Consider the following 20280-nt stretch of genomic DNA (forward strand, 5'->3'; position numbering starts at 1 on the left):
TGTTTACCGCTTATCGACGCGGTCTGCGCACGCATGCACTCGGCGTCGACTGCGCGCGGTGCGATGTCCTGAGCGCGCAACGCCAGCAGCCGACCTGCGCGCGCATGGCGGCCGGCAGCTCGGCGCCGGTACGATAGGGCCTGTTTTCAGCTCGTCGGACCGCCTTTGACCACCTCGACCTTGCCGGGCCCCACGGCCGGCGCGCGCCTGCCGCGCCAGATTCCTTTCATCATCGGCAACGAAGCCTGCGAGCGTTTCAGCTTTTACGGGATGCGCAACATCCTGGTGCAGTTTCTGATCACCTCGCTGCTGCTGCAGGAGGTTGGCGGGCCGGGCCGCGAGGCCGAAGCCAAGCACATCCTGCACAGCTTCATGATCGGGGTGTTTTTCTTCCCGCTGCTGGGCGGCTGGCTGGCTGATCGCTTGTTCGGCAAATACAACACGATTCTGTGGTTCAGCCTCATCTATTGCGCCGGCCACGCGTGTCTGGCGATGTTCGAGGGCAGCCGTCAAGGCTTCTTCGTCGGGCTGGGCCTGATCGCGCTGGGCGCGGGCGGCATCAAGCCACTGGTGGCCTCGTTCATGGGCGACCAGTTCGACCAGTCCAACAAGCACATGGCCAAGGTGGTGTTCGATGCCTTTTACTGGATCATCAATTTCGGCTCGTTGTTCGCCTCGTTGCTGATCCCGCTCGCACTGAAGAATCTGGGTCCGTCGTGGGCGTTCGGCATTCCCGGCATCTTGATGTTCGTGGCCACGCTGGTGTTCTGGCTGGGCCGCAAGCGCTACGTGCTGGTGCCGTTGCCGCCGAAAGACCCGCACAGGTTCGGCGCGGTGCTGCGCACGGCATTGCTGGCCCGCGCGCCGGGGCAGGGGCGGCCTGGTCTGGCACTGGCAGTCATCGCCGTGGTCGCTGCACTGGCCTGCATGACGCTGATCGAGCCGCTGGGCATCGTCATCTGCCTGTGCATGGCGCTGGTGTTGCTGCTGGCCGGGATCGGCGGTGGCACCTGGTGGCAGCTGGAGCGCGCGCGCGGTACGCATCCGGATGCCGCGGTCGAAGGCGTGCGCGCCTTGCTGCGGGTGCTGGTGATCTTCGCGTTGGTGACGCCGTTCTTTTCGTTGTTCGATCAGAAGGCCTCGACCTGGGTGTTGCAGGGACGCGAGATGACCATGCCGGCGTGGTTCACCGCCTCGCAGATGCAGGCGCTCAATCCGCTGCTGGTGATGTTGCTGATTCCCTTCAACAACCTGGTGCTGTATCCGCTGTTGCGCCGTGGTGGCTGGGAGCCGACGCCGTTGCGTCGTATGACCAGCGGTATCGCCTTCAGTGGCGTGGCGTGGATTGCGGTCGGCGCGATCCAGGTCGTCATGGACGGCGGCGAGCCGATGCACATCGCCTGGCAGATGCTGCCCTATGCCTTGCTCACCTTCGGCGAGGTGCTGGTGTCGGCCACCGGCATCGAGTTCGCTTATAGCCAGGCGCCGCCGTCGATGAAGGGCGTGGTGATGAGCTTCTGGTATCTGACCACCACGGTCGGCAATCTGTGGGTGCTGCTATCGAACGTGGCGGTGCGCAATGCGACGGTGACCTCGCATATCGCCGATACTGGGCTCAGCGAAGCGGCATTTTTGATGTTCTTCTTCGCGGCCTTCGCATTCCTGGCAGCACTGGCCTTTGGCTTGTACGCGCGCCGTTATCGCATGGTCGACAATTACCGTTCTGCCTGAGGTCCGCATGATTACCCTGATCCTGATCGCCATCACCGGCATCGTCTCGTGGCTGGCGTTCAATAACCGCAAGCTTGCCGACCGGCTCATCCTGTGGCCGCCGGCGCTGGACAAGAACCGGCAGTACGACCGCCTGGTGACCTACGGCTTCATTCATGCCGACCTGGGGCACCTGGTTTTCAACATGATCACGCTGTTCTTTTTCGGACGGGTGATCGAAAAGGTGATGACGCAGCTGACCGGCAGCGTGCTGACCTATCCGTTGTTCTATCTGGCCGCGCTGGTGGTGTCGATCCTGCCCAGCTATCTGAAGAACCAGAAGAACCCCAATTATCTGAGCCTGGGTGCCTCCGGTGCGGTGTCGGCGGTGCTGTTCGCCTTCATCCTGCTGCAGCCGTGGACCATCATCCTGGTGCTGTTCATTCCGGCACCGGCGATCATCTACGCGGTGTTCTACGTCGGCTACAGCCTGTGGATGGACCGCCGCGGCGGCGATCGCATCAACCACAGCGCGCATCTGGCCGGCGCGGCATTCGGTGTCATGTTCATGCTGATCATGGAGCCGCGGGTGTGGCAGATCTTTCTGAAGCAGCTATCCAATCCGCGCTTCGGCTGAGGGCGCTGGCGGGTCCGGCCGCTCGGGTACCGGGCTGGCCGGCGTTGCGGTAATGCGTCAGTGCAGCGGTTGCGTGCGGCAACCGGGCCAGGACCGACGCCATGGCGTCACAGGTCCTGGCAGGTGGAGCGCCGCAGGCATCAGGCTGCGCTGCGTTCCCGGTCGGTGCTGAGCGCCGCGCCCGACACCGCGCCGTAGGCCTGCTGCAGACGCTCGTAGACGGTATCGTTGAGTTGCGCGAAGTCGGGGTTGTGGGTGTCGCCGTTGATGGCGAACTGGAACAAGCCTTCCAGCAGTGAGCTGTCGCTGTCTGTGCCGTTTCCTGCCGAATCGTTTTGCATGCGTGACTCCTCGTTGGTAAGGCGAGGGCGCTGGCCAGGCCGGAGACCGGTTGCAGGCAGCGCCTTCGAGTCAGCTATCGGCGCTGGTTGAGCGAACTTAAGGATGTCGTTGCCGAGCCGGGCTAACGGTCACAGCGTGGATTCATTTTCACGCAGGCGCGGCGTCGCGCTGGTCACACTTGCCGCACATTCACTGCCGGGCGCATACCACGATGGAGGCAGCGACAGTGCACGCCGAACACGACCCGACACAGCAGCGCTTCGTTATTGACACCGAGGGACATCGCGCCGAGCTGGTGTATCAGCTCGAAGGTGCGCGCATGACTATCACGCACACGCTGGTGCCGGATGCGATTGCCGGGCGCGGTATTGCTGCCGCGTTGGTCGAGTCTGCTTTGCAGCATGCGCGCGAGGCCGGCCTGAAGGTCGTGCCAGCGTGCAGTTACGCCGCCGCCTACGTGCGCCGGCATCAACAGTTTCAGGATCTGCTGGCCTGACGGACAGCAGTGGGTGGTTTGATCAGGGGAGCAGGTGGGAATGGTGCGGTTGCTTGGATTCAAGAGTGTGCGGGGTCTGCTGATGCTGGGCCTGTTGGCGGGCTGTACGCAGCGCGAACCGGCAGTAGTCGAGCCGACCGAGCCGGCAGCCGATGCGGCCGCAGCGACAACGCCGCCTCCGGAACCGCTGATGGTGCAGAGTGGCCCGCTGGAAGATGTGATCGAACACGCGCCGGCTTATATGGTCGGGATCAGCTATCCGCCTGGGCTGGATGCGTATCCGGAACTGGCCGCGTTGATTCGCACGTATGCGCAGGACGCCCGCAGCGAACTGATGGAAGCGGTAACCGGTCTGGGCAACGACAAACCGGCAGCGCCCTATGAGTTGTCGCTGGCATTCGAAAAACTATTGCAGACCGCCGACCTGATCGTCGTCTCCGCCGATGGCAGCCGCTATACCGGCGGCGCGCATGGCGATCCGCTGGTGGCGCGCTTCGTCTGGCTGATCAAGGAGCGCAAGCAACTGACCGCGCAAGCGATGATTCCCGACCCGGCCGGCTGGGAAAAGATCGGCCGCGATGTCGCGGCGCAATTGCATGCCGCTGCCACCCAGCGCGTGGAAGCCGATCGTGTGCCGGTCGAAGAACAGGCCGAACAGGTCGCATCGGCCGACCGCATGATTGCCGAAGGAACCGCAGCGCAGGTGGACAACTTCGCGCAGTTCGTGCCGGTGTTGAATGCGGCCGGACAGATCACCGCAGTGCGCTTCGTGTTTCCGCCTTATCAGGTCGGGCCATATTCGGATGGCACGCAAACGGCCGAGGTCGCTGCATCCACGTTGATGCCGTGGGTCGCGCCGGAATATGTACATCTTTTCGCTCGCTGAGATGTCGCCCCGCAAGTGATGTGATTGAATGCTCAGGCCATTCAGTAATGTAACCAAACGGGTGATATGAGCAGTTTCGATCCAACCGCAAATCGCGTAGACCACACCTGCGCGCGCTATCCAGCCTTTCCGCGGGAGCCGGCTGTCCTGGTGAGGTTGATCAAGCATCTCTACAAGCGGCTGCACACCATCAGTTGTGTGCGACTCAGGCCGTACGGGATCAGTCCGCCGGAATACGAGATCCTGATGATGTTGTACGGCACGCCCGAGCAGGCCATTACGCCGACCGAGGCGGCAGAGGCGGCCAGCGAGAAGCCGGCCAACATCACCCGGCTCACCGATCAGTTGTGCGAGAAGGGCTTGATCGCACGGGGCAGCAGTCCCGACGACCGGCGCAAGATCGTGCTCTCCCTGCAACCGGCCGGGCTGGCGTTGATCGAAAGCCTGTTGCCGGAAGCATGCACGCTGTTGCACGAGCAGGCGGGCGACATCAGCGAGGCCGAACAGGCGCGTCTGGAAAAACTGCTCAAGAAATTACTCAATGGCGTGGACGCCGTAGAGTCCTGAGCGATACGCGATGGCTGCCACGCACGCCATCGCCAAAACGACAACGCCGCCCGGATCGCTCCGGGCGGCGTTGTCGTTACGCAGCTCCAATCACGGCTTGGACTGCGGCGCTTCCGGTGTGGCGCCATCGCCGCCTTGCGCGCTCAGACCGCGCTTTTCAAGCAAGGGCTCGATCTGCGGCGCATGCCCGGCAAAGTTCTGGAACAGCTCCATCGCATCCACGCTGCCACCGCGCGACAGCAGCGTCTTGCGGAACCGATCGCCATTGGCGCGGCTCAATCCACCATTCTGCTTGAACCATTGCTGGGTGTTGGCATCCAGCACTTCGGACCAGATGTAGGCGTAATAGCCCGCCGCATAGCCGCCCATGATGTGGCTGAAGTATGGGGTCTTGTAGCGCGGCGGTACCGGCGCGTAGGCAATGCCGTCCTGCTGCAAGGCCTTGGCTTCGAACGCCATGACGCCGGCTGCATCGGGCACCTGGTTGGCGCTGATCTGATGCCAGTTCTGATCCAGCATCGCCGCACCCAGATATTCGGTGGTGGCAAAGCCCTGGTTGAACTTGGACGCGGCAATCACCTTGTCCAGCAAGGCCTGCGGCATCGGGGTGCCGTTTTGATAATGCTTGGCGTAGTTCTTCAGGATGGACGGCTCGTCGGCCCACATCTCGTTGACCTGCGAGGGGAACTCCACAAAGTCGCGCGGCACGCTGGTGCCGGAGAAATACGGGTATTTGACGTCGGAGAACATGCCGTGCAGCGCATGCCCGAACTCATGGAACATGGTGGTCACTTCGTCCCAGGTCAGCAGCGTGGGCTGGCCGGCAGGCGGTTTGGGGATGTTGAGGTGATTGGCCACCACCGGCTTGAAACCGGTCAGGTCCGACTGCGACACGTACGAGTTCATCCATGCGCCACCGCGCTTGGATTCGCGTGCATACATGTCGGCGATGAAGATCGCCAGCTGCTTGCCGTCGGCGTCGAATACGTCATAGACGGTGATGTCGTCGCGGTAGGTCGGCAGGTCGATGCGCTGCTTGAAGGTCAGGCCATATTCCTGGTTGGCTGCATAAAACACGCCGCTTTCCAGCACGTTCTTGAGCTCGAAGTACGGCTTGAGCTGCGACTCGTCGAAGTTGTACTTGGCCTGGCGCACCTTCTCGCTGTAGTAGGCCCAATCCCAGGCTTCGAGTTTGAAGGTCGGCTTGCGTGCGGCTTTTTGTTCCTTGTCGATCATCGCCTGCAGATCGGCAGCCTCGCGCTTGGCGTTGGCCACCGCGGCCGGTGCCAGCTTGCCGAGCATGGCGTTGACCGCTTCCGGGGTCTTGGCGGTCTGGTTTTCCAGCGAGTACGCGGCGTAGGTCGGGAAGCCGAGCAGCTTGGCCTTGTCGGCGCGCAGCTTCATGATGCGCGACACCAACGCGGTGTTGTCGTACTGACCACCATGGCTGCCGCGCGAGACCGACGCGTCATAGATTTTCTTGCGCAGGTCGCGATTCTTCAGCTGGGTCAGCGGCGGCTGGCCGGTGGTGTTGAGCAGCGCAATCACGTATTTGCCATCTAGCTTGCGTGCCTTGGCTGCTTCGGCAGCAGAAGCGATCTGCTCCTCGGACAGGCCATCGAGCTGCTTGACGTCATCCACTACGACTGCCGCCGCATTGACCTCGGCCAGCACGTTCTGGCTGAAGGTGGTGCCCAGGTTGGCCAGCTCGGCATTCATCGCCTTGAGCGTGGTCTTGTCGGCATCGGAGAGCTTGGCGCCATCGCGGACGAAGTCGCTGTAGTACTTCTCGACCAGGCGCAGGCCTTGCGCATCCAGGCCCAGCTTGGCGCGTTGGTCGTACAAGCTCTGGATACGCGCGAACAGCTTGCCGTTGAGCGAAATCGCATCGCGATGCGCAGCGAACTTGGCCGAATAGTCGGCCTGCAGTTTCTTGCGTGCATCGTTGGTGTCGGCACCCACCAGGTTGAAGAACACCGTGGTGGCACGATCGAGCGTGGCGCCGCTCTTTTCCAGTGCGACGATGGTGTTGTCGAAGCTCGGCTTGGCTTTCTGGGTGGCGATCTTGTCCACTTCCTTCAACTGCTCGGTCATGCCGGCGTCGAAGGCGGGTGCGAAGTCGCTGTCTTTGATCTTGTCGAACTGCGGGTAATGCAGTGGCAGCGTGCTGTCGGCAAAGAAGGGGTTGGCTTGGGTGGCAGCCTGCGTGGTGGCGGGTGCGGCGATGCTGTAGGACGGCATGGCAAGTCCCAGGGAGGCGGCCAGGGCAAAAGCGAGACGGGTGGTCAAGAGAGTGGCTCCAAAGTGCGAGCCGCCGAGGCTAACCCAGCCCGCCGGGACAGGCGTGTGACAAAAGGCATGTCTGGCTGGCGGACGCGACCATGCGCCAGGTCACGCCAGGACCCAAGGCCGCCAAGACGCCGGGACTTGGCCAGGACAGCCGCCAGCGGCTCGGCGACACATCGGGACATGCTGCAAGGCCTGCTCCAGCGAATGCGCTGCCGGACGTCCTGCATACAGACCTGCGAACAGCCAACGATACGCGGCTGGATCGCGGTGCGCAGATGTCACATGGGCGAGAAATAGCGCTGTGCGGAGAGGGTGTGGCGGGCCGAGAGGGCTGGGTTAGGCTAGCGCTTTCCCTATCGAGAGTTGTCGATGACCGCGCTATCCACCTTTGAGTTCACCGACCTGGACGGTCGCACGCAATCGATGCGCGACTACGCCGGCAGTGTGGTGCTGGTGGTGAATGTGGCTTCGAAATGCGGCTTTACCCCGCAGTACGCAGGGTTGCAGGCCTTATGGCAGCGCTATCGTGAGCGTGGCCTGGTAGTGATCGGTTTCCCGTGCGATCAGTTCGGTCACCAGGAGCCCGGCGATGCTGCACAGATCCGGCAGTTCTGCTCGCTCGACTATGCGGTGGATTTTCCGCTGGCGTCCAAAGTCGAGGTCAACGGCAGCAGCGCACATCCGCTGTGGCAATGGCTCAAGCACGAACAGCGCGGCGTGCTTGGATCGGAGGCGATCAAGTGGAATTTCACCAAGTTCCTGATCGGCCGCGACGGCACCGTGTTGGAGCGCTACGCACCGACCACCAAGCCGGAGGCCCTGGCCGCCGATATCGAGCGTGCGCTAGACGCGTGACATCGCAGGCGCATGCCCAAACTTTCAAACACCGCGGGCTCGTAGGAGCGCACCCGGGCGCGACGAGGCGTTACCGAAAATGCAAGGCGTTACCGGGGATGAGGCTGTACCGGGAACGCTTCGTCGCGCCCAGGTGCGCTCCTACGGCGGTGCAGTAGCGATATGCCCGCGCGTTGCCTCACTTCTCGACGAAGGCGCGCTCGAACACCTTACGCACCACCACCAAGCCGGAGGCTCTGGCCGCCGATATCGAGCGTGCGCTGGGCGCGTGACATCGCAGGCGCATGCCAACCTTTTAAACACCGCGGGATCGTAGGAGCGCACCCGGGCGCGACGAGGCGTTACCGAAAATGCGAGGCGTTACCGGGGATGAGGCTGTACCCGGAACGCTTCGTCGCGCCCAGGTGCGCTCCTACGGCGCTGTAGTAGAGGCATGCCCGCGCGTTGCCTCACTTCTCGACGAAGGCGCGCTCGAACATCTTACGCACCGACCACCAAGCCGAAGGCTCTGGCCGCCGATATCGAGCGTGCGCTGGGCGCGTGACATCGCAGGCTCACGCCCAATCTTTAGATGCGCCTGGATCGTAGGAGCGCACCCGGGCGCGACGAGGCGTTACCGAAAATGCGAGGCGTTACCGGGGATGAGGCTGTGCCGGGAACGCTTCGTCGCGCCCAGGTGCGCTCCTACGACAGTGCAGTAGCGGCATGCCCGCGCGTTGCTTCACTTCTCGACGAAGGCGCGCTCGAACACGTAATGCCCCGGGGTGCCGATGCGTGGCGAGGTCTGGAAACCGCGTGCGTCCAGCAACGTGCGCAGGTCGGCCAGCATCTGCGGGCTGCCGCAGATCATGAAGCGGTCGTTGGCCGGGTCCAGGGTCGGCAGGCCCAGCGTCTGCTGCATGCGGCCATCGGCCATCAGCTCGGTCAGGCGGCCCTGATTGGCAAACGCTTCACGGGTGACTGCCGGGTAATACAGCAGTTTTTCGCGCAGCAGATCGCCGAGGAATTCGTGCTGTGGCAGCTCGCGTTCGAAGTAGTCGCGATAGGCCAGATCCTGCACGAAGCGCACGCCCTGGGTGAGGATCACCTTGTCGAAGCGCTCGTAGGTTTCCGGATCCTTGATGATCGACAGCCACGGCGCCAGGCCGGTGCCGGTGCCCAGCAGATACAGATTACGACCCGGATGCAGGTCGCTGATCAGCAGCGTGCCGGTGGGTTTCTTGCCGACCAGCACCTTGTCGCCCGGTTGGATGTGCTGCAGCCGCGAGGTCAGCGGGCCGTCCGGCACCTTGATGCTGAAGAACTCCAGATGCTCTTCCCAGTTGGCGCTGGCGATCGAATACGCGCGCAGCAACGGCCGCGTTTCGGTTTCCAGCCCGATCATCACGAACTGGCCGTTTTCGAAGCGGAAACCGGCATCGCGGGTCGTGGTGAAGCTGAAGTAGGCATCGGTCCAATGACGGACCTCAAGCACCGTTTCGGCGCCGAAAGCGGAAGACATACCGGTTTAGTGTCGTGGGAGGAATACCCGGCAATTCTACCTCAAGCTGGTCAAATGAGATGAACTCTCATTTGGCTATCTGGGATTCGGGAGTTGGGATTTGGGATTCGCAAAAGCGGACCCCTGGGGACCTGGAAGGTATGGGGCTCGCGAAAGGGCTAGCAGCTCGAGCCAATCCCCAATCCCGAATGCCCAATCCCCAAAATCACCGATACCCCGCCGCCTGCAGCTCGAACAGCTCCGCATAGCGCCCGCCCTGTGCCATCAGTTCTGCGTGGGTGCCGTTGGCTTCGATGCGCCCGTCGGCCAGCACCAGAATGCGGTCGGCCATGCGCACGCTGGAGAAGCGGTGCGAGATCAGCACCGCGGTGCGGTTGTCGGACAGCTCCTTGAAGCGCTGGAACACCTCGAACTCGCTGCGCGCATCCAGCGCGGCGGTGGGTTCGTCCAGGATCATCAGCTGCGCATCGCGCATGTAGGCGCGTGCGATGGCGATCTTCTGCCATTGCCCGCCGGACAGATCCACGCTGTTCTTGAAGCGGCGGCCGATCAATTGATCGTAGCCATCGGGCAGGCTGTCGATGAGCTCGCCAGCCATTGCGCGCTGCGCAGCGGCCTGGATCCGCGGCGCATCGTCCATCGCATCGACCTGGCCCACGCCGATGTTCTCGCCCACGCTCAGGTGGTAGCGCACGAAGTCCTGAAAGATTACGCCCAAGTTGGCGCGCAAATCGTCCAGATCGTAGTCACGCAGGTCCTGCCCATCGAGCAGGATGCGGCCTTCGTCGGGGTCGTACAGCCGCGCCAGCAGCTTGACCAGGGTGGTCTTGCCGGCGCCGTTTTCGCCAACCAGGGCCAGCACTTCGCCTGCGCGCAGTTCGAAATCCAGATGCCGCACCGTCCACGTCTCGGCGTCCGGATAACGGAAGCCCACATCCTGGAACACGAAACCCTGGCGGATCGGGCGCGGCACCGGCAAGGCGTTGGGGCGCGAGCGGATTTCCGGCACGATGTTGAAGAACGAATACAGATCGTCCAGATACAAGGCCTGGCCGGCGACCTGCGAAAACCCGATCAACAGGCCTTCCAGCAACTGACGCAGACGCAGGAAACTGCCGGCCAGAAAGGTCAGGTCGCCGATGCTGAAATCCCCGCGCACCGTGCGCCAGGCGATATAGCCGTAGGCCATGTAGTAGCCCAGCGTACCCAGCGCCGCCAGCAACGCACCCCACGACGCACGCTTGCGCGCCAGTGCGCGATTGGCCTGGAAGAACTTGTCGGCCAGGCGCCGGTAACGCGCGATCAAGAAGCGGTGCAGGTTGAGGATTTTGACTTCTTTTGCAGTCTCCACGCTGGCGCCGACCTGGCGCAGGTAGTCGAGCTGGCGGCGCTCCGGCGTCCACTGGAAGTTGAGCGAATAGCCCAGCGCATTGAAGTGCGCCTCGCCGATGAAGGCCGGGATCAGCGCCACCGCCAGGAGCACGATCAACCACGGCGCATACACCACCAGCCCCACCGCCAGGCTGATTACGGTGATTGCATCCTGTACCTGGCCGAACAACTGGCTCATCAGGTTCATGCGGTTCATGGTCTGACGCCGCGCGCGATCCAGCTTGTCCTGGCGGTCGGGGTCTTCGAAATCCTCCAGATCCAGTTGTGCGGCATGTTCCATCAGTCGCACGCTGGCCGCGTTATTGAACAGCTCCGACAACAGCGCATCGGCATAACCGACCATGCGCCCGAGCAGGTCCGAGCCGATCGCCAGCGCCAATTCCAGCGCCAGCAATTCCAGCAAGCGGTTCAAGCGCCCGCTGCTGAGCGCCTGCGTAAAGGACTCAAATGCCGGCGGCTGGCCGACCAGGTGAATCGCCTCGTCGATGATCAATTTGCCGATGTAGAGCGTGGCCACCGGCATCAACGCGCGCAGCACACGCAGGCCGATGCTGCTGGCGCTCAACCAGCGGCTGGTCTGCCAGATCTGGCGCAGGAACGGGGGCAGATTACGCAGCGCATCCAGGCGCTCGCGCAGGGTAGGGCCGGTACGGGGGGCGGCAGGCGCAGTGGCGCTGGTACGGGAAGCTGACATCGCACTAGTGTGCCGCGCGCGGCGTCGGTGCGGAGTGTTGGGCCGCTCGCCGGGGAGGACGTGCACGCATCGCAGCGGCCCGGGATATCTGCCGCTCGACGCAATGCCTCGGCCAGCCGCGACAGCAGCGCCACCGCCTGTGCGGGTCGAGTGGGGCCGCGGCGGCCTGCAGGCGCGCGTCTACCGTGGGGGCAATGCCGGAGACTTTTTCCAGAGCGGCACAGCCGTTGGAGGTCCATTCGGTCTTCTGCACGTGCCCGTGTTCCGGGTGCGGCATGCGTGCGATGTCGCAGCGCTCCCTGCGCCCTCGCAGGTCAGCCGCCATCGTCGCCGGCGAGCGTGGCGCTCTCATCCCGTCGCGCCTGGGCGGCGCACGGCGCAGGCCTCAGTCAATCGCTTCAATAGATGCCAGATCCGGCCGCGGCCGTGGTTTGCTCTAAAATGTGCGGATTGCCCCAGCCAGCCGTAGAGCCAGCCGTGACCTCGATCAAGCAGGAAGACCTCATCCAGTCCGTCGCCGATGCGCTGCAGTACATCAGCTACTACCACCCGGTCGACTACATCAAGAACCTGTCCGCCGCCTACGAGCGCGAAGAATCGCCGGCCGCCAAGGACGCCATCGCGCAGATCCTGATCAACTCGCGCATGTGCGCCGAAGGCCACCGCCCGATCTGCCAGGACACCGGCATCGTCACCGTGTTCCTGGAAATCGGCATGAACGTGCGTTGGGACGACGCGACCATGGGCGTGGAAGACATGGTCAACGAAGGCGTGCGCCGCGCTTACAACCATCCGGACAACAAGTTGCGCGCCAGCGTGCTGGCCGATCCGGCCGGCAAGCGCGCCAATACCAAAGACAACACGCCGGCAGTGGTCAACACCAAGATCGTTCCGGGCGACCATCTTGACGTGATCGTCGCGGCCAAGGGCGGCGGCTCGGAAGCCAAGAGCAAGTTCGCCATGCTCAACCCGTCCGATTCCATCGTCGATTGGGTGCTCAAGACCGTGCCGACCATGGGCGCCGGCTGGTGCCCGCCGGGCATGCTCGGCATCGGCATCGGCGGCACTGCCGAAAAGGCGATGCTGCTGGCGAAAGAAGCGCTGATGGAGCCGATCGACATCGTCGACCTGCAGGCGCGTGGCGCCTCCAATCGTGCCGAAGAACTGCGTCTGGAGCTGTACGAAAAGGTCAATGCGCTCGGAATCGGCGCGCAGGGCCTGGGCGGCCTGACCACGGTGCTCGACATCAAGGTCAAGGACTATCCCACCCATGCCGCCAACTTGCCGGTAGCGCTGATTCCCAACTGCGCCGCCACCCGCCACGCGCATTTCACCCTGGACGGCAGCGGCCCGGTGATGCTGGACCCGCCGTCGCTGGAAGACTGGCCCAAGCTCACCTACAACCCGACCAACGCGCGTCGGGTGAACCTGGACACCATCACCCGCGAAGAAGTCGCCAGCTTCAAGCCGGGCGAAGTGGTCCTGCTCAACGGCAAGCTGCTGACAGGCCGCGACGCCGCGCACAAGCGCATGATCGACATGCTCAATCGCGGCGAAACGCTGCCGGTCGACTTCACCAATCGCTTCATCTATTACGTCGGCCCGGTCGACCCGGTGCGCGATGAAGTGGTCGGTCCGGCCGGCCCGACCACTGCCACCCGCATGGACAAGTTCACCCGCCAGATGCTGGAACAAACCGGCCTGCTCGGCATGGTCGGCAAGTCCGAGCGCGGCGATGCGGCCATCGATGCGATCCGCGACAACAAGGCCGTGTACCTGATGGCGGTCGGTGGCTCGGCGTACCTGGTGTCCAAGGCGATCAAGGCCGCGCGCGTGCTGGCGTTCGAAGACCTCGGCATGGAAGCGATCTACGAATTCGAGGTCAAGGACATGCCGGTCACCGTGGCGGTGGATTCCACCGGCGAATCGGTGCACAAGACCGGCCCGCGGTTGTGGCAGTCGCGTATCGGCAAGATTCCGGTGGTGGTGAAGTAACCGCGTTAGAGCAGCTGACAAAACTACTGTGCAGCCGCCAGGCGGGCGCGGCCGGTGCTCGGAATCCTCATGTATCACTCGTACACTCCGGTTCCTGCGCGCCGTCCACACCCACCTGACGACTGCTCGCTACGTTTTGTTAGCCACTCTTGGCGCCGACTGCGCAGCCCGTCAGCAAGGCGGGCTGCCAGCTGGTGCAAGACGTACGCGGACACGCGGGTGTGTTTTCTCCGCACTGTCTGCATCCGGCTGACGACCGTCACGCCAGTGCGGTCGTCAGGCTTGATGTGGAACGGCGAGGCGATGACACGTCTTGCTGTTTGCCGCAGATAACCGGGTAGATGGAGGCGGTTGTCGGCAGCGGGTCTAGTGCTGTCGGGAGGCGGAGCATCTGCGACCTCTCGACAAAGGAAGACCGGTGTTGCCCCACGCGAACCGGCTATGCTCGCTGCACTGGCCGGTAACTCAAGGAGAACAGGAATGCTCCGACTCGTCTGTATCGCGTTGTTGTTGTGCCTGAGCGTGAGTTCGGCGGCGCAGCAGCAAAAGGCACCCACGGTGTTGTTTCCCTCGCGCAACTACGCGCCGCCGCCTGCCGCCCCGGGGCCGTTCGCACAGCGCAAGCCGCTCAGGACAAACGACACCGCGACTCGGTTCAACGGACCCTCGGCTGCGGATCGCTGCATCGCGCAGTGCAACAGCAGCGCCCGACAATGCCGCGCCGACCGACCCAGCGAGTCCAGTTGCAGCAGCAGGGCAGCACCGCGTGGAAAGCGCTGCGACGACGTACAGAATCCGGCGCAACGGGCCAACTGCATGGCGCAAGTCTTCGACTGCACCCAGCAGAGCGATGACAATCGCTGCGAACCGCGCAAGCTCGCCTGCCTGCGCGCCTGTACCAACTGACCCGAGAACCCGCATGGCCGCCACGCTTTATCACACCCCCAGTACCGCCGCCCTGGTCGTCCACTGGCTGCTGATCGAACTGGACGTTGCCCACGTGCTGCATCCGCTGGATTTCGAGCGCGGCGAGCAAAAGGCGCCGGACTATCTGGCGCTCAACCCGGCCGGTGTGGTGCCGACGCTGGTGTTGGACGGTCAGGTGTTGACCGAAGCGGCCGCGATCGCCATGCACCTGGCCGATCTCTACCCGCAAGCCGGGCTGGCGCCGCCGGTCGGCACGCCCGAGCGTGCGGCGTACTACACGTGGATGTTTTTCTGCGCCAATACCTTGCAGCCGGCCTATCGCGCCTGGTTCTACCCGCACGAGCCGGCCGGCGCTGCCCACGCCGATGCAGCGCAGGCCCAGGCACGCAACAGACTGGAAGCGGCCTGGACCCAGGTCGATGCGCATCTGCAGGAACACGGGCCCTATCTGCTCGGCCAGACGGTATCGGCCGCCGATTTCATGCTGACCATGTTGATGCGCTGGTCGCGCAACATGCCGCGTGCGACCGATACCTGGCCGGCACTGAAGGCGCATGCGCAGCGGATGAAGGCCCGGCCGGGGTTCCAGGAAACCTACCGGCGCGAAGGTCTGACCGACTGGACCTGACCGCGGCGCGCACGCTAAAGCGAAGTAGTGCGTCGATAGCGCCGCTAGAGTCCGTTAGGTTATGCCCGCTGGGGTGTACGATCGCGCGACACACCAGAGAACAGGGGCTCTACCATGTTGCAGTCCGTATCCCGTCGCAAGCTGTTGCAATGCGCATGTTGCGCACCGGTGGCCGCCGCCGCCGCGTCGTTGCCATTTTCGTTGCGCGCCGCGCCCAGCAAGAAAACCGATTTGAATGCCGAGCAGGCGCTGCAGACCCTGCGTGACGGCAACGCTGCGTTTGTCCAGAACCGTCCCAAGAAGGTGATCTCCGACGGCAAGCGCCGCTTGGAACTGGCGCTGGGCCAGACCCCGTTCGTGATCCTGGTGTCGTGCTCGGATTCGCGCGTGCCGCCAGAACTGCTGTTCGGTCGCGGCCTGGGCGAGATGTTCATCGTTCGCAACGCCGGCAACACCGTCGATACCACGGCATTGGGCTCGATCGAATATGCGGTGAGCCAGCTCGGCGTTCCGTTGGTGGTGGTGATGGGCCACGAAAGCTGCGGCGCGGTTGCCGCCGCGGTGTCGGTGGTGGAGCAGGGCGCGTTCTTCCCCGGCGCGATCGGCGCAATGATCGAACCGATCGTCCCGGCCGTGCTGACCGCCAAGAAGAATGGCGGCGACGACCTGCTCGCAGCGTCGGTCAAGGCCAATGTCAAGCGCACGGTCGACCGCCTGCGCGGTGCTTCCGAACCCGCCTTGCTCGAACCGCTGAGCGCAGGCGCATGCCGCGTCGTGGGGGCTTACTACACCCTCAAGGACGGCAAGGTGGATTTCTTCGACGTCTGAGTCGGCGCATGAAAAGCGGCAGTAGCGATCCTCCACACGCCTGCCGACCGCCATCGTCATCGCCACAAAAAAAGCCGGCAGCAATGCCGGCTTTTTTGTGGCGATCTTCTGTGGACGCGGCGCAGATGCAGCACCGGCGCGGCAATGTCCGCAGGAGGCGACGGGTGCGTGTCTACACCCGTGCCGCCCGACATCGGCGCGTCAGAACCACTCCAGCAACGACACGCCCAGGCCGATATAGGTGGCCTTGTGGTTGTAGTCGATCAAGCTTTCGCCGTAGCCGTCGAACACCTGCACATGGCCGCGCAGCAGGTTGGTGATGGGGAAGCCGTAATCCAGCTGCACCGAGCCATGCGAGCGGTCGCCGCCACGCAGCGAATGCCGCGCGATCAACGCAAATTCATGCCCATCCTTGTTGTAGACCAGGGTGGCATCGCCGCGACCCATGTAATCCTCGATGTCGGGATTATTGTCGTCGGCACGGTCTTCCTTGATGCGGAACCACGGGCGCAATGTCAGCGCCCAGTTCTCGCGATCCAGACCGATGTTGAGGATCACCCGGTTCCAGGAACGCGACAGCGGATCTTCGCGGCCGTTGGACATGTGGTTGAGGCTGATGCCGCTCATGCGGCCCTTCCAGCCGAACAGGCTGTAGTTGTTGCGAAACACCAGCATCGCTTCCGGCTCGTAATTGGTCTCGCGGAACGGGCGCGATGCATCGGAGTTATAGGCCTGCCACCGCGAGCTCTGGGTGTAGCCCATCCAGATGTCGCCGTTGTCGCCGAACAGGTCTTCGACCACCTTGGTCTTGAAGCTCAGCTGGAACTTCAGCTCGGCGCTGTCCAGCTGCTGCGGCGTGCTGACCGAGTTGGCCGGATTCGGCGATTGCGGGGTGCGGTTGGTGTCGCTGGTCCAGAACGCCGGCAGCAGATAGACCGGCTTGTAGCCACGCAGCTGAAACGTGCCCAGCTTGGAGTCCTTGGCCAGTTCCCAGCGGCGATCCAGCAGCGAGCCGCGGCCGGCATTGGCGACCGCTTCTTCCTTCGGCTGCTGCTGGACGTCGGCGCGAAAGAAATCGCCCATACGGCTGCTCTTGGGGTTGTCTTCCGCTTTGGCGGCCTGCTTGGCCAATTGCGCTGCGGCATCTGCTTCCTGCACCGCCTGCGGGGTGTAGCCCAGCGCCTGGTCGTAACACGCCAGACGCGCGGCATCCGAGGTCACGGACGTGCAGGCCTGCGGCGATGCGGGTTGTGGAGCGATTTCCTGCCCATGCGCCAACGGCGCGGCGGCCAGGGCGATCAGCATCAGGGGACGGGTGCGGTGCTTGGACATGGGCAGTCTGGCCGAGTGTAGGCGCCAGGCAGGCGCGTCAGGCGCGTAGCTTAACGGTCGCGTCTGCATACGCGATGTGTACACGGCGGCATAACATCTGCGGCGGGTCGATTAAACAGATATCGCGAGGCTCGCCAGGTCGCTGCCGCTGCGGGTTCTGCATGCTTGCAGCGACGGCGGCCGCGCCGGCTTGGGAGCTTTAACTGCTGCGTCAGAAGAACCAGGCGATCGCAAACACGCCCAGCATGCACAGGCCCAGCGCCAGCTTGGTGGCCGTGCCCAGCATGATCCCGACCCAGGTGCCGAAGCCCACCTTGGTGGCCTGGCCGGTCTTGCGGGTCTGGTAGTACTCGCCCAGCCACGCGCCGGCAAACGGGCCGACGAACAAGCCGATCGGCATGAAGAAAATACCGGCGATGGCGCCGAGCACCGAGCCCCACATCGCCATCTTGCTGGCCCCCACGCGCTGCGCGCCATACAGGGTGGCCAGGAAGTCGATGACAAAAGACAGCGCGGTGATCAGGCCTAGTATCACCAACGCAACCCAACCGACATGGGTGAACCCGTCGGCCCAGGCGGCCACCAGCAGCCCGGCAAAGACCAGCGGCAAGCCCGGCAGCGCGGGCAGGATGACGCCGGCAAGGCCCACCAGCACCAGTACGCCAGCCAGCACGTAATAAACGACAGTCGTATCCATGATGGTTTGGAAATGTCCTATTTCAGGCTTTATAAAAATACGCAAGGGATGCTTGAAAATTGGTTTTGTGCGGGTTAAGTTGCAGCCGCTGCTGTTTGCAAAGGTCACCGTGAATCGTGGCCTGATGCGGTAGATCGCCCGATCCGCTACATCCTTGTACCTCGCTTCCTCCTTGCAATCACAGCCGCCACCGCCAGTCCATCACAGTGTCGTAGGGAGTCAGTCGAGATGTCCAATATCGAACGCGAGAATGGTGTCGTGAAGTGGTTCAACGATGCCAAGGGCTTTGGATTCATCAGTCGCGAAAACGGCGAAGACGTCTTCGTCCATTTCCGCGCCATCCAGATCCAGGGCTTCAAGAGTCTCAAGGAAGGGCAGAAGGTCAGTTTTACCGTCGTGCAAGGTCAAAAAGGCCTGCAGGCCGATGCGGTGCAGCTGGTCTGAGCCACGGCACCGGGGGTAATACATCGCGCGTCCAGCAAAAAGGCCCGTTACCGGGCCTTTTTGTTGTCTGCACGTTGGCGGCAGCCGCTGCTTAGCGCAGCACCACCTTGCCGTTGACCACCCGCACGTAGGCGTTTTCGCGCACGCCGGCCAGATCGCGCTGGTTGACCACGACCACGCGGCCATCGTCCATGCGCACCTGCACGTCGAAGCTGTCGCTGGTGACGTTGTTCTGGATGGCGTTGCCTGCCAGTGCGCCGGCGGCGGCACCGGCCACGGCCGACACATTCTTGTTGCCCTTGCTGCCGCCGGTTTCCTTGGAGATCTGGCGGCCGGCCACTGCGCCGACGATACCGCCGAGCACCGCGCCGGTGCCGGTGGGGGCGGAGCGGGTGGGGCCGACTTCATCGATACGGGTCACGATGCCGCAATCCACGCAACGCGGCGCCGGCTGGGAATAGCCCTGGTCATAGCCGCGGTCGCCGCGATAGCTGCCGTACTGGGGCTGGGACGTGGCGCAGCCGACCAGGGTCGCGGTTGCAGCCAGGCCAATAACAAGCAGTCGGGTCTTCATGAGATGTCTCCGGATGGTTCTGAAGGCGGTCAGGGCCGCGGCGACGTCATCCTGTGTTGGTCCAGGTGAACGGTCTGCCAACTGGATCACTCCAGGCTTAACGAAACCCGAGCGCCGCCTTCATCCAGCCTCATCGAAAGTCGCGGTGACACGCCTCGCAGGCCTCTGAAATCTGCCGTTTGATCGGCACGAACGCGGCGCAGCTGGACGGCGCGCTGCGCTGCGCCTGCTCCAGAGCGACACGCAGTGCCTGGGCATGTTCGCCGAAGCGGCGGTCCTCGCCGATCTGTGGAAATGCCGGTTCCAGTTCGTCGGCCAGCAAGCGCAGCGATTGCAGCCGCGCCAGTTGCTGCGCGGGTGTGCAGACGGCGCCCGGCGTCGGCTGCAACGCGCGCAATTGGTAGTCCAGCACGTGCATCAGGCTGTCGGGTACCGGGTCGCGCCGCGCCTGCAGCACACGCGCCACCATCACGGTTGTGATCAGCCCGATCAACACACCCAGCACCAGCATGAAGGCGTAACGGGCTGCGCGGGATTGGTTGGGAGGTGTGGCGGACATGGCGAGCTGCTCCGGCAGGAAGGCGTGCGATGGGGCGGACGCGCGGGAGGTGGCGCGCGTAAAATAGGCTGATGAAAGCACAATGGCGTGAACGCTTTGCCGGTATCGACCGGCTGTATGGAGTCGGCACGGTGGATCGGCTGTCCGCCTGCCGCGTGGCAGTGGTCGGCATGGGCGGGGTGGGTTCGTGGGTGGTGGAGGCGCTGGCACGGACCGGCGTCGGGCATCTGCGCCTGATCGATGCCGACGACCTGTGCGTATCCAACACCAATCGGCAATTGCCGGCGCTGGCCGGGCAGTACGGGCGCAACAAGGCGCGGGCCATGGCCGAGCGCTGCGTGGCGATCAACCCGGAGATCGAGGTCGATGCGGTGGAGGCGTTTCTCACCACCGGCAATATCGAAACGCTGCTGGGCGATGGGCTGGATCTGGTGATCGATGCTTGCGACAGTTTCCGGGTCAAGGTGGAAACCATCGCCTGGTGCCGCCGTCGCAAGCTGCCGCTGCTGACCGTGGGTGCCGCCGGCGGGCGCACCGATCCCACCCTGGTGCGCGTGCGCGATGTCTCGCGCACCGAACACGATGCGATGCTGGCGCTGATCCGCAAGAAGCTGCGTAGCGATTTCAATTTCCCCAAGAATGCGCAGCGCTATTTCGGCGTGCCGGCGGTGTACTCGCTGGAAAACGTCAAATACCCGCAGGCCGACGGCAGCGTGTGCGGCATTCGCCCGCAGCTCGATGCCGATGCCACGCTCAAGCTGGATTGCGGTGCCGGGCTGGGCGCGGCCACGCATATCACCGGCACGTTCGCGTTTGTGGCGGTGGGCAAAGCGCTGGAGATGTTGCTCAAGCCCAAGGCCGCTGCGTCCAAGCCAGTAGCCGAGGTTGCTGCCGCGTCGCCATAACTGCACGCGCGCGCTGCGGCGG

20 protein-coding genes and 1 other RNA gene are annotated in these 20280 nt (G+C 63.8%); 13 read left to right on the forward strand and 8 right to left on the reverse strand.

Annotation, left to right across the window (positions count from 1 at the left end; genetic code table 11):
• The first annotated feature begins 165 nt into the window (after positions 1-165).
• Positions 166-1731: a POT-type proton-dependent oligopeptide transporter gene (locus ABQU90_RS03815; protein ID WP_323522039.1), complete on the forward strand. Its 1566-nt coding sequence runs from the start codon at positions 166-168 to the stop codon at positions 1729-1731.
• Positions 1732-1738: 7 nt separating this feature from the next.
• Complete coding sequence (locus tag ABQU90_RS03820; RefSeq protein WP_323522041.1) at positions 1739-2347, forward strand: rhomboid family intramembrane serine protease; 609 nt, start codon at positions 1739-1741, stop codon at positions 2345-2347.
• A 140-nt stretch (positions 2348-2487) separates the two neighbouring features.
• On the opposite strand, the gene ABQU90_RS03825 is transcribed toward ABQU90_RS03820, so the two are convergent.
• Positions 2488-2688 (reverse strand): hypothetical protein, encoded by a 201-nt coding sequence (locus ABQU90_RS03825; protein ID WP_323522042.1) that lies wholly within the window; start codon positions 2686-2688, stop codon positions 2488-2490.
• Between the two features lie 212 nt (positions 2689-2900).
• Here ABQU90_RS03825 and ABQU90_RS03830 point away from each other — a divergent pair, with 212 nt between their 5' ends.
• The 3 genes from ABQU90_RS03830 to ABQU90_RS03840 all read left to right on the forward strand — a co-directional run bounded on the left by ABQU90_RS03830 (position 2901) and on the right by ABQU90_RS03840 (position 4638).
• Positions 2901-3185, forward strand: coding sequence for a GNAT family N-acetyltransferase (locus ABQU90_RS03830; RefSeq protein ID WP_323522044.1), 285 nt, complete (start codon positions 2901-2903; stop codon positions 3183-3185).
• Positions 3186-3225: 40 nt separating this feature from the next.
• On the forward strand, positions 3226-4071 hold the full coding sequence (locus ABQU90_RS03835) for a DUF3298 and DUF4163 domain-containing protein (protein ID WP_323522045.1): 846 nt from the start codon (positions 3226-3228) through the stop codon (positions 4069-4071).
• A 66-nt stretch (positions 4072-4137) separates the two neighbouring features.
• Positions 4138-4638, forward strand: a complete 501-nt coding sequence (locus ABQU90_RS03840; RefSeq protein ID WP_055845019.1) for a MarR family winged helix-turn-helix transcriptional regulator — start codon at positions 4138-4140, stop codon at positions 4636-4638.
• Positions 4639-4728: 90 nt separating this feature from the next.
• Here the strand turns inward: ABQU90_RS03840 and ABQU90_RS03845 are convergent, their stop codons facing one another.
• Positions 4729-6927, reverse strand: a complete 2199-nt coding sequence (locus ABQU90_RS03845) for a M3 family metallopeptidase (RefSeq protein ID WP_323522047.1) — start codon at positions 6925-6927, stop codon at positions 4729-4731.
• Between the two features lie 369 nt (positions 6928-7296).
• Here ABQU90_RS03845 and ABQU90_RS03850 point away from each other — a divergent pair, with 369 nt between their 5' ends.
• A complete protein-coding gene (locus ABQU90_RS03850; RefSeq protein ID WP_115512108.1) occupies positions 7297-7782 on the forward strand; it encodes a glutathione peroxidase in 486 nt (161 codons plus the stop codon).
• A gap of 721 nt (positions 7783-8503) precedes the next feature.
• Here ABQU90_RS03850 and ABQU90_RS03855 read toward each other — a convergent pair.
• Both ABQU90_RS03855 and ABQU90_RS03860 read right to left on the reverse strand, forming a co-directional pair.
• Complete coding sequence (locus ABQU90_RS03855) at positions 8504-9283, reverse strand: ferredoxin--NADP reductase (protein WP_005988314.1); 780 nt, start codon at positions 9281-9283, stop codon at positions 8504-8506.
• 205 nt (positions 9284-9488) lie between these two features.
• On the reverse strand, positions 9489-11369 hold the full coding sequence (locus ABQU90_RS03860) for an ABC transporter ATP-binding protein (protein WP_115561727.1): 1881 nt from the start codon (positions 11367-11369) through the stop codon (positions 9489-9491).
• A gap of 477 nt (positions 11370-11846) precedes the next feature.
• Between ABQU90_RS03860 and ABQU90_RS03865 the strand changes: the two genes are divergently transcribed.
• From ABQU90_RS03865 to ABQU90_RS03885, 5 genes are all read left to right on the forward strand, one after another.
• Positions 11847-13364: a fumarate hydratase gene (locus ABQU90_RS03865; RefSeq protein ID WP_323522048.1), complete on the forward strand. Its 1518-nt coding sequence runs from the start codon at positions 11847-11849 to the stop codon at positions 13362-13364.
• A gap of 69 nt (positions 13365-13433) precedes the next feature.
• A non-coding RNA gene (locus ABQU90_RS03870) (sX9 sRNA) lies at positions 13434-13509 on the forward strand.
• Positions 13510-13805: 296 nt separating this feature from the next.
• Positions 13806-14270 carry a hypothetical protein gene (locus ABQU90_RS03875; RefSeq protein WP_323522049.1) on the forward strand — a complete coding sequence of 155 codons (465 nt, stop codon included), beginning with the start codon at positions 13806-13808 and terminating at the stop codon, positions 14268-14270.
• 13 nt (positions 14271-14283) lie between these two features.
• A complete protein-coding gene (locus ABQU90_RS03880) occupies positions 14284-14919 on the forward strand; it encodes a glutathione S-transferase family protein (RefSeq protein WP_323522050.1) in 636 nt (211 codons plus the stop codon).
• Between the two features lie 189 nt (positions 14920-15108).
• Positions 15109-15747 carry a carbonic anhydrase gene (locus ABQU90_RS03885; protein ID WP_193552545.1) on the forward strand — a complete coding sequence of 213 codons (639 nt, stop codon included), beginning with the start codon at positions 15109-15111 and terminating at the stop codon, positions 15745-15747.
• A gap of 201 nt (positions 15748-15948) precedes the next feature.
• Here the strand turns inward: ABQU90_RS03885 and ABQU90_RS03890 are convergent, their stop codons facing one another.
• Both ABQU90_RS03890 and ABQU90_RS03895 read right to left on the reverse strand, forming a co-directional pair.
• Positions 15949-17079, reverse strand: coding sequence for a phospholipase A (locus ABQU90_RS03890; RefSeq protein WP_115527470.1), 1131 nt, complete (start codon positions 17077-17079; stop codon positions 15949-15951).
• Positions 17080-17290: 211 nt separating this feature from the next.
• Entirely contained in the window at positions 17291-17776 is a 486-nt protein-coding gene (locus ABQU90_RS03895; protein WP_115553414.1) for a DUF456 domain-containing protein, read from the reverse strand.
• Between the two features lie 228 nt (positions 17777-18004).
• Here ABQU90_RS03895 and ABQU90_RS03900 point away from each other — a divergent pair, with 228 nt between their 5' ends.
• Positions 18005-18220: a cold-shock protein gene (locus ABQU90_RS03900; RefSeq protein WP_055844995.1), complete on the forward strand. Its 216-nt coding sequence runs from the start codon at positions 18005-18007 to the stop codon at positions 18218-18220.
• 91 nt (positions 18221-18311) lie between these two features.
• Here ABQU90_RS03900 and ABQU90_RS03905 read toward each other — a convergent pair whose 3' ends face one another.
• Positions 18312-18794, reverse strand: a complete 483-nt coding sequence (locus tag ABQU90_RS03905) for a glycine zipper 2TM domain-containing protein (RefSeq protein WP_055844992.1) — start codon at positions 18792-18794, stop codon at positions 18312-18314.
• Positions 18795-18924: 130 nt separating this feature from the next.
• Positions 18925-19353, reverse strand: a complete 429-nt coding sequence (locus tag ABQU90_RS03910) for a hypothetical protein (RefSeq protein ID WP_115527471.1) — start codon at positions 19351-19353, stop codon at positions 18925-18927.
• Positions 19354-19424: 71 nt separating this feature from the next.
• On the opposite strand from ABQU90_RS03910, the gene ABQU90_RS03915 reads away from it, so the two are divergent.
• Positions 19425-20258, forward strand: a complete 834-nt coding sequence (locus ABQU90_RS03915; protein ID WP_323522051.1) for a tRNA threonylcarbamoyladenosine dehydratase — start codon at positions 19425-19427, stop codon at positions 20256-20258.
• Positions 20259-20280: the final 22 nt, after the last annotated feature.

The sequence above is a fragment of the Xanthomonas sp. WHRI 10207 genome, assembly GCF_040202975.1.
Taxonomy (GTDB): domain Bacteria; phylum Pseudomonadota; class Gammaproteobacteria; order Xanthomonadales; family Xanthomonadaceae; genus Xanthomonas.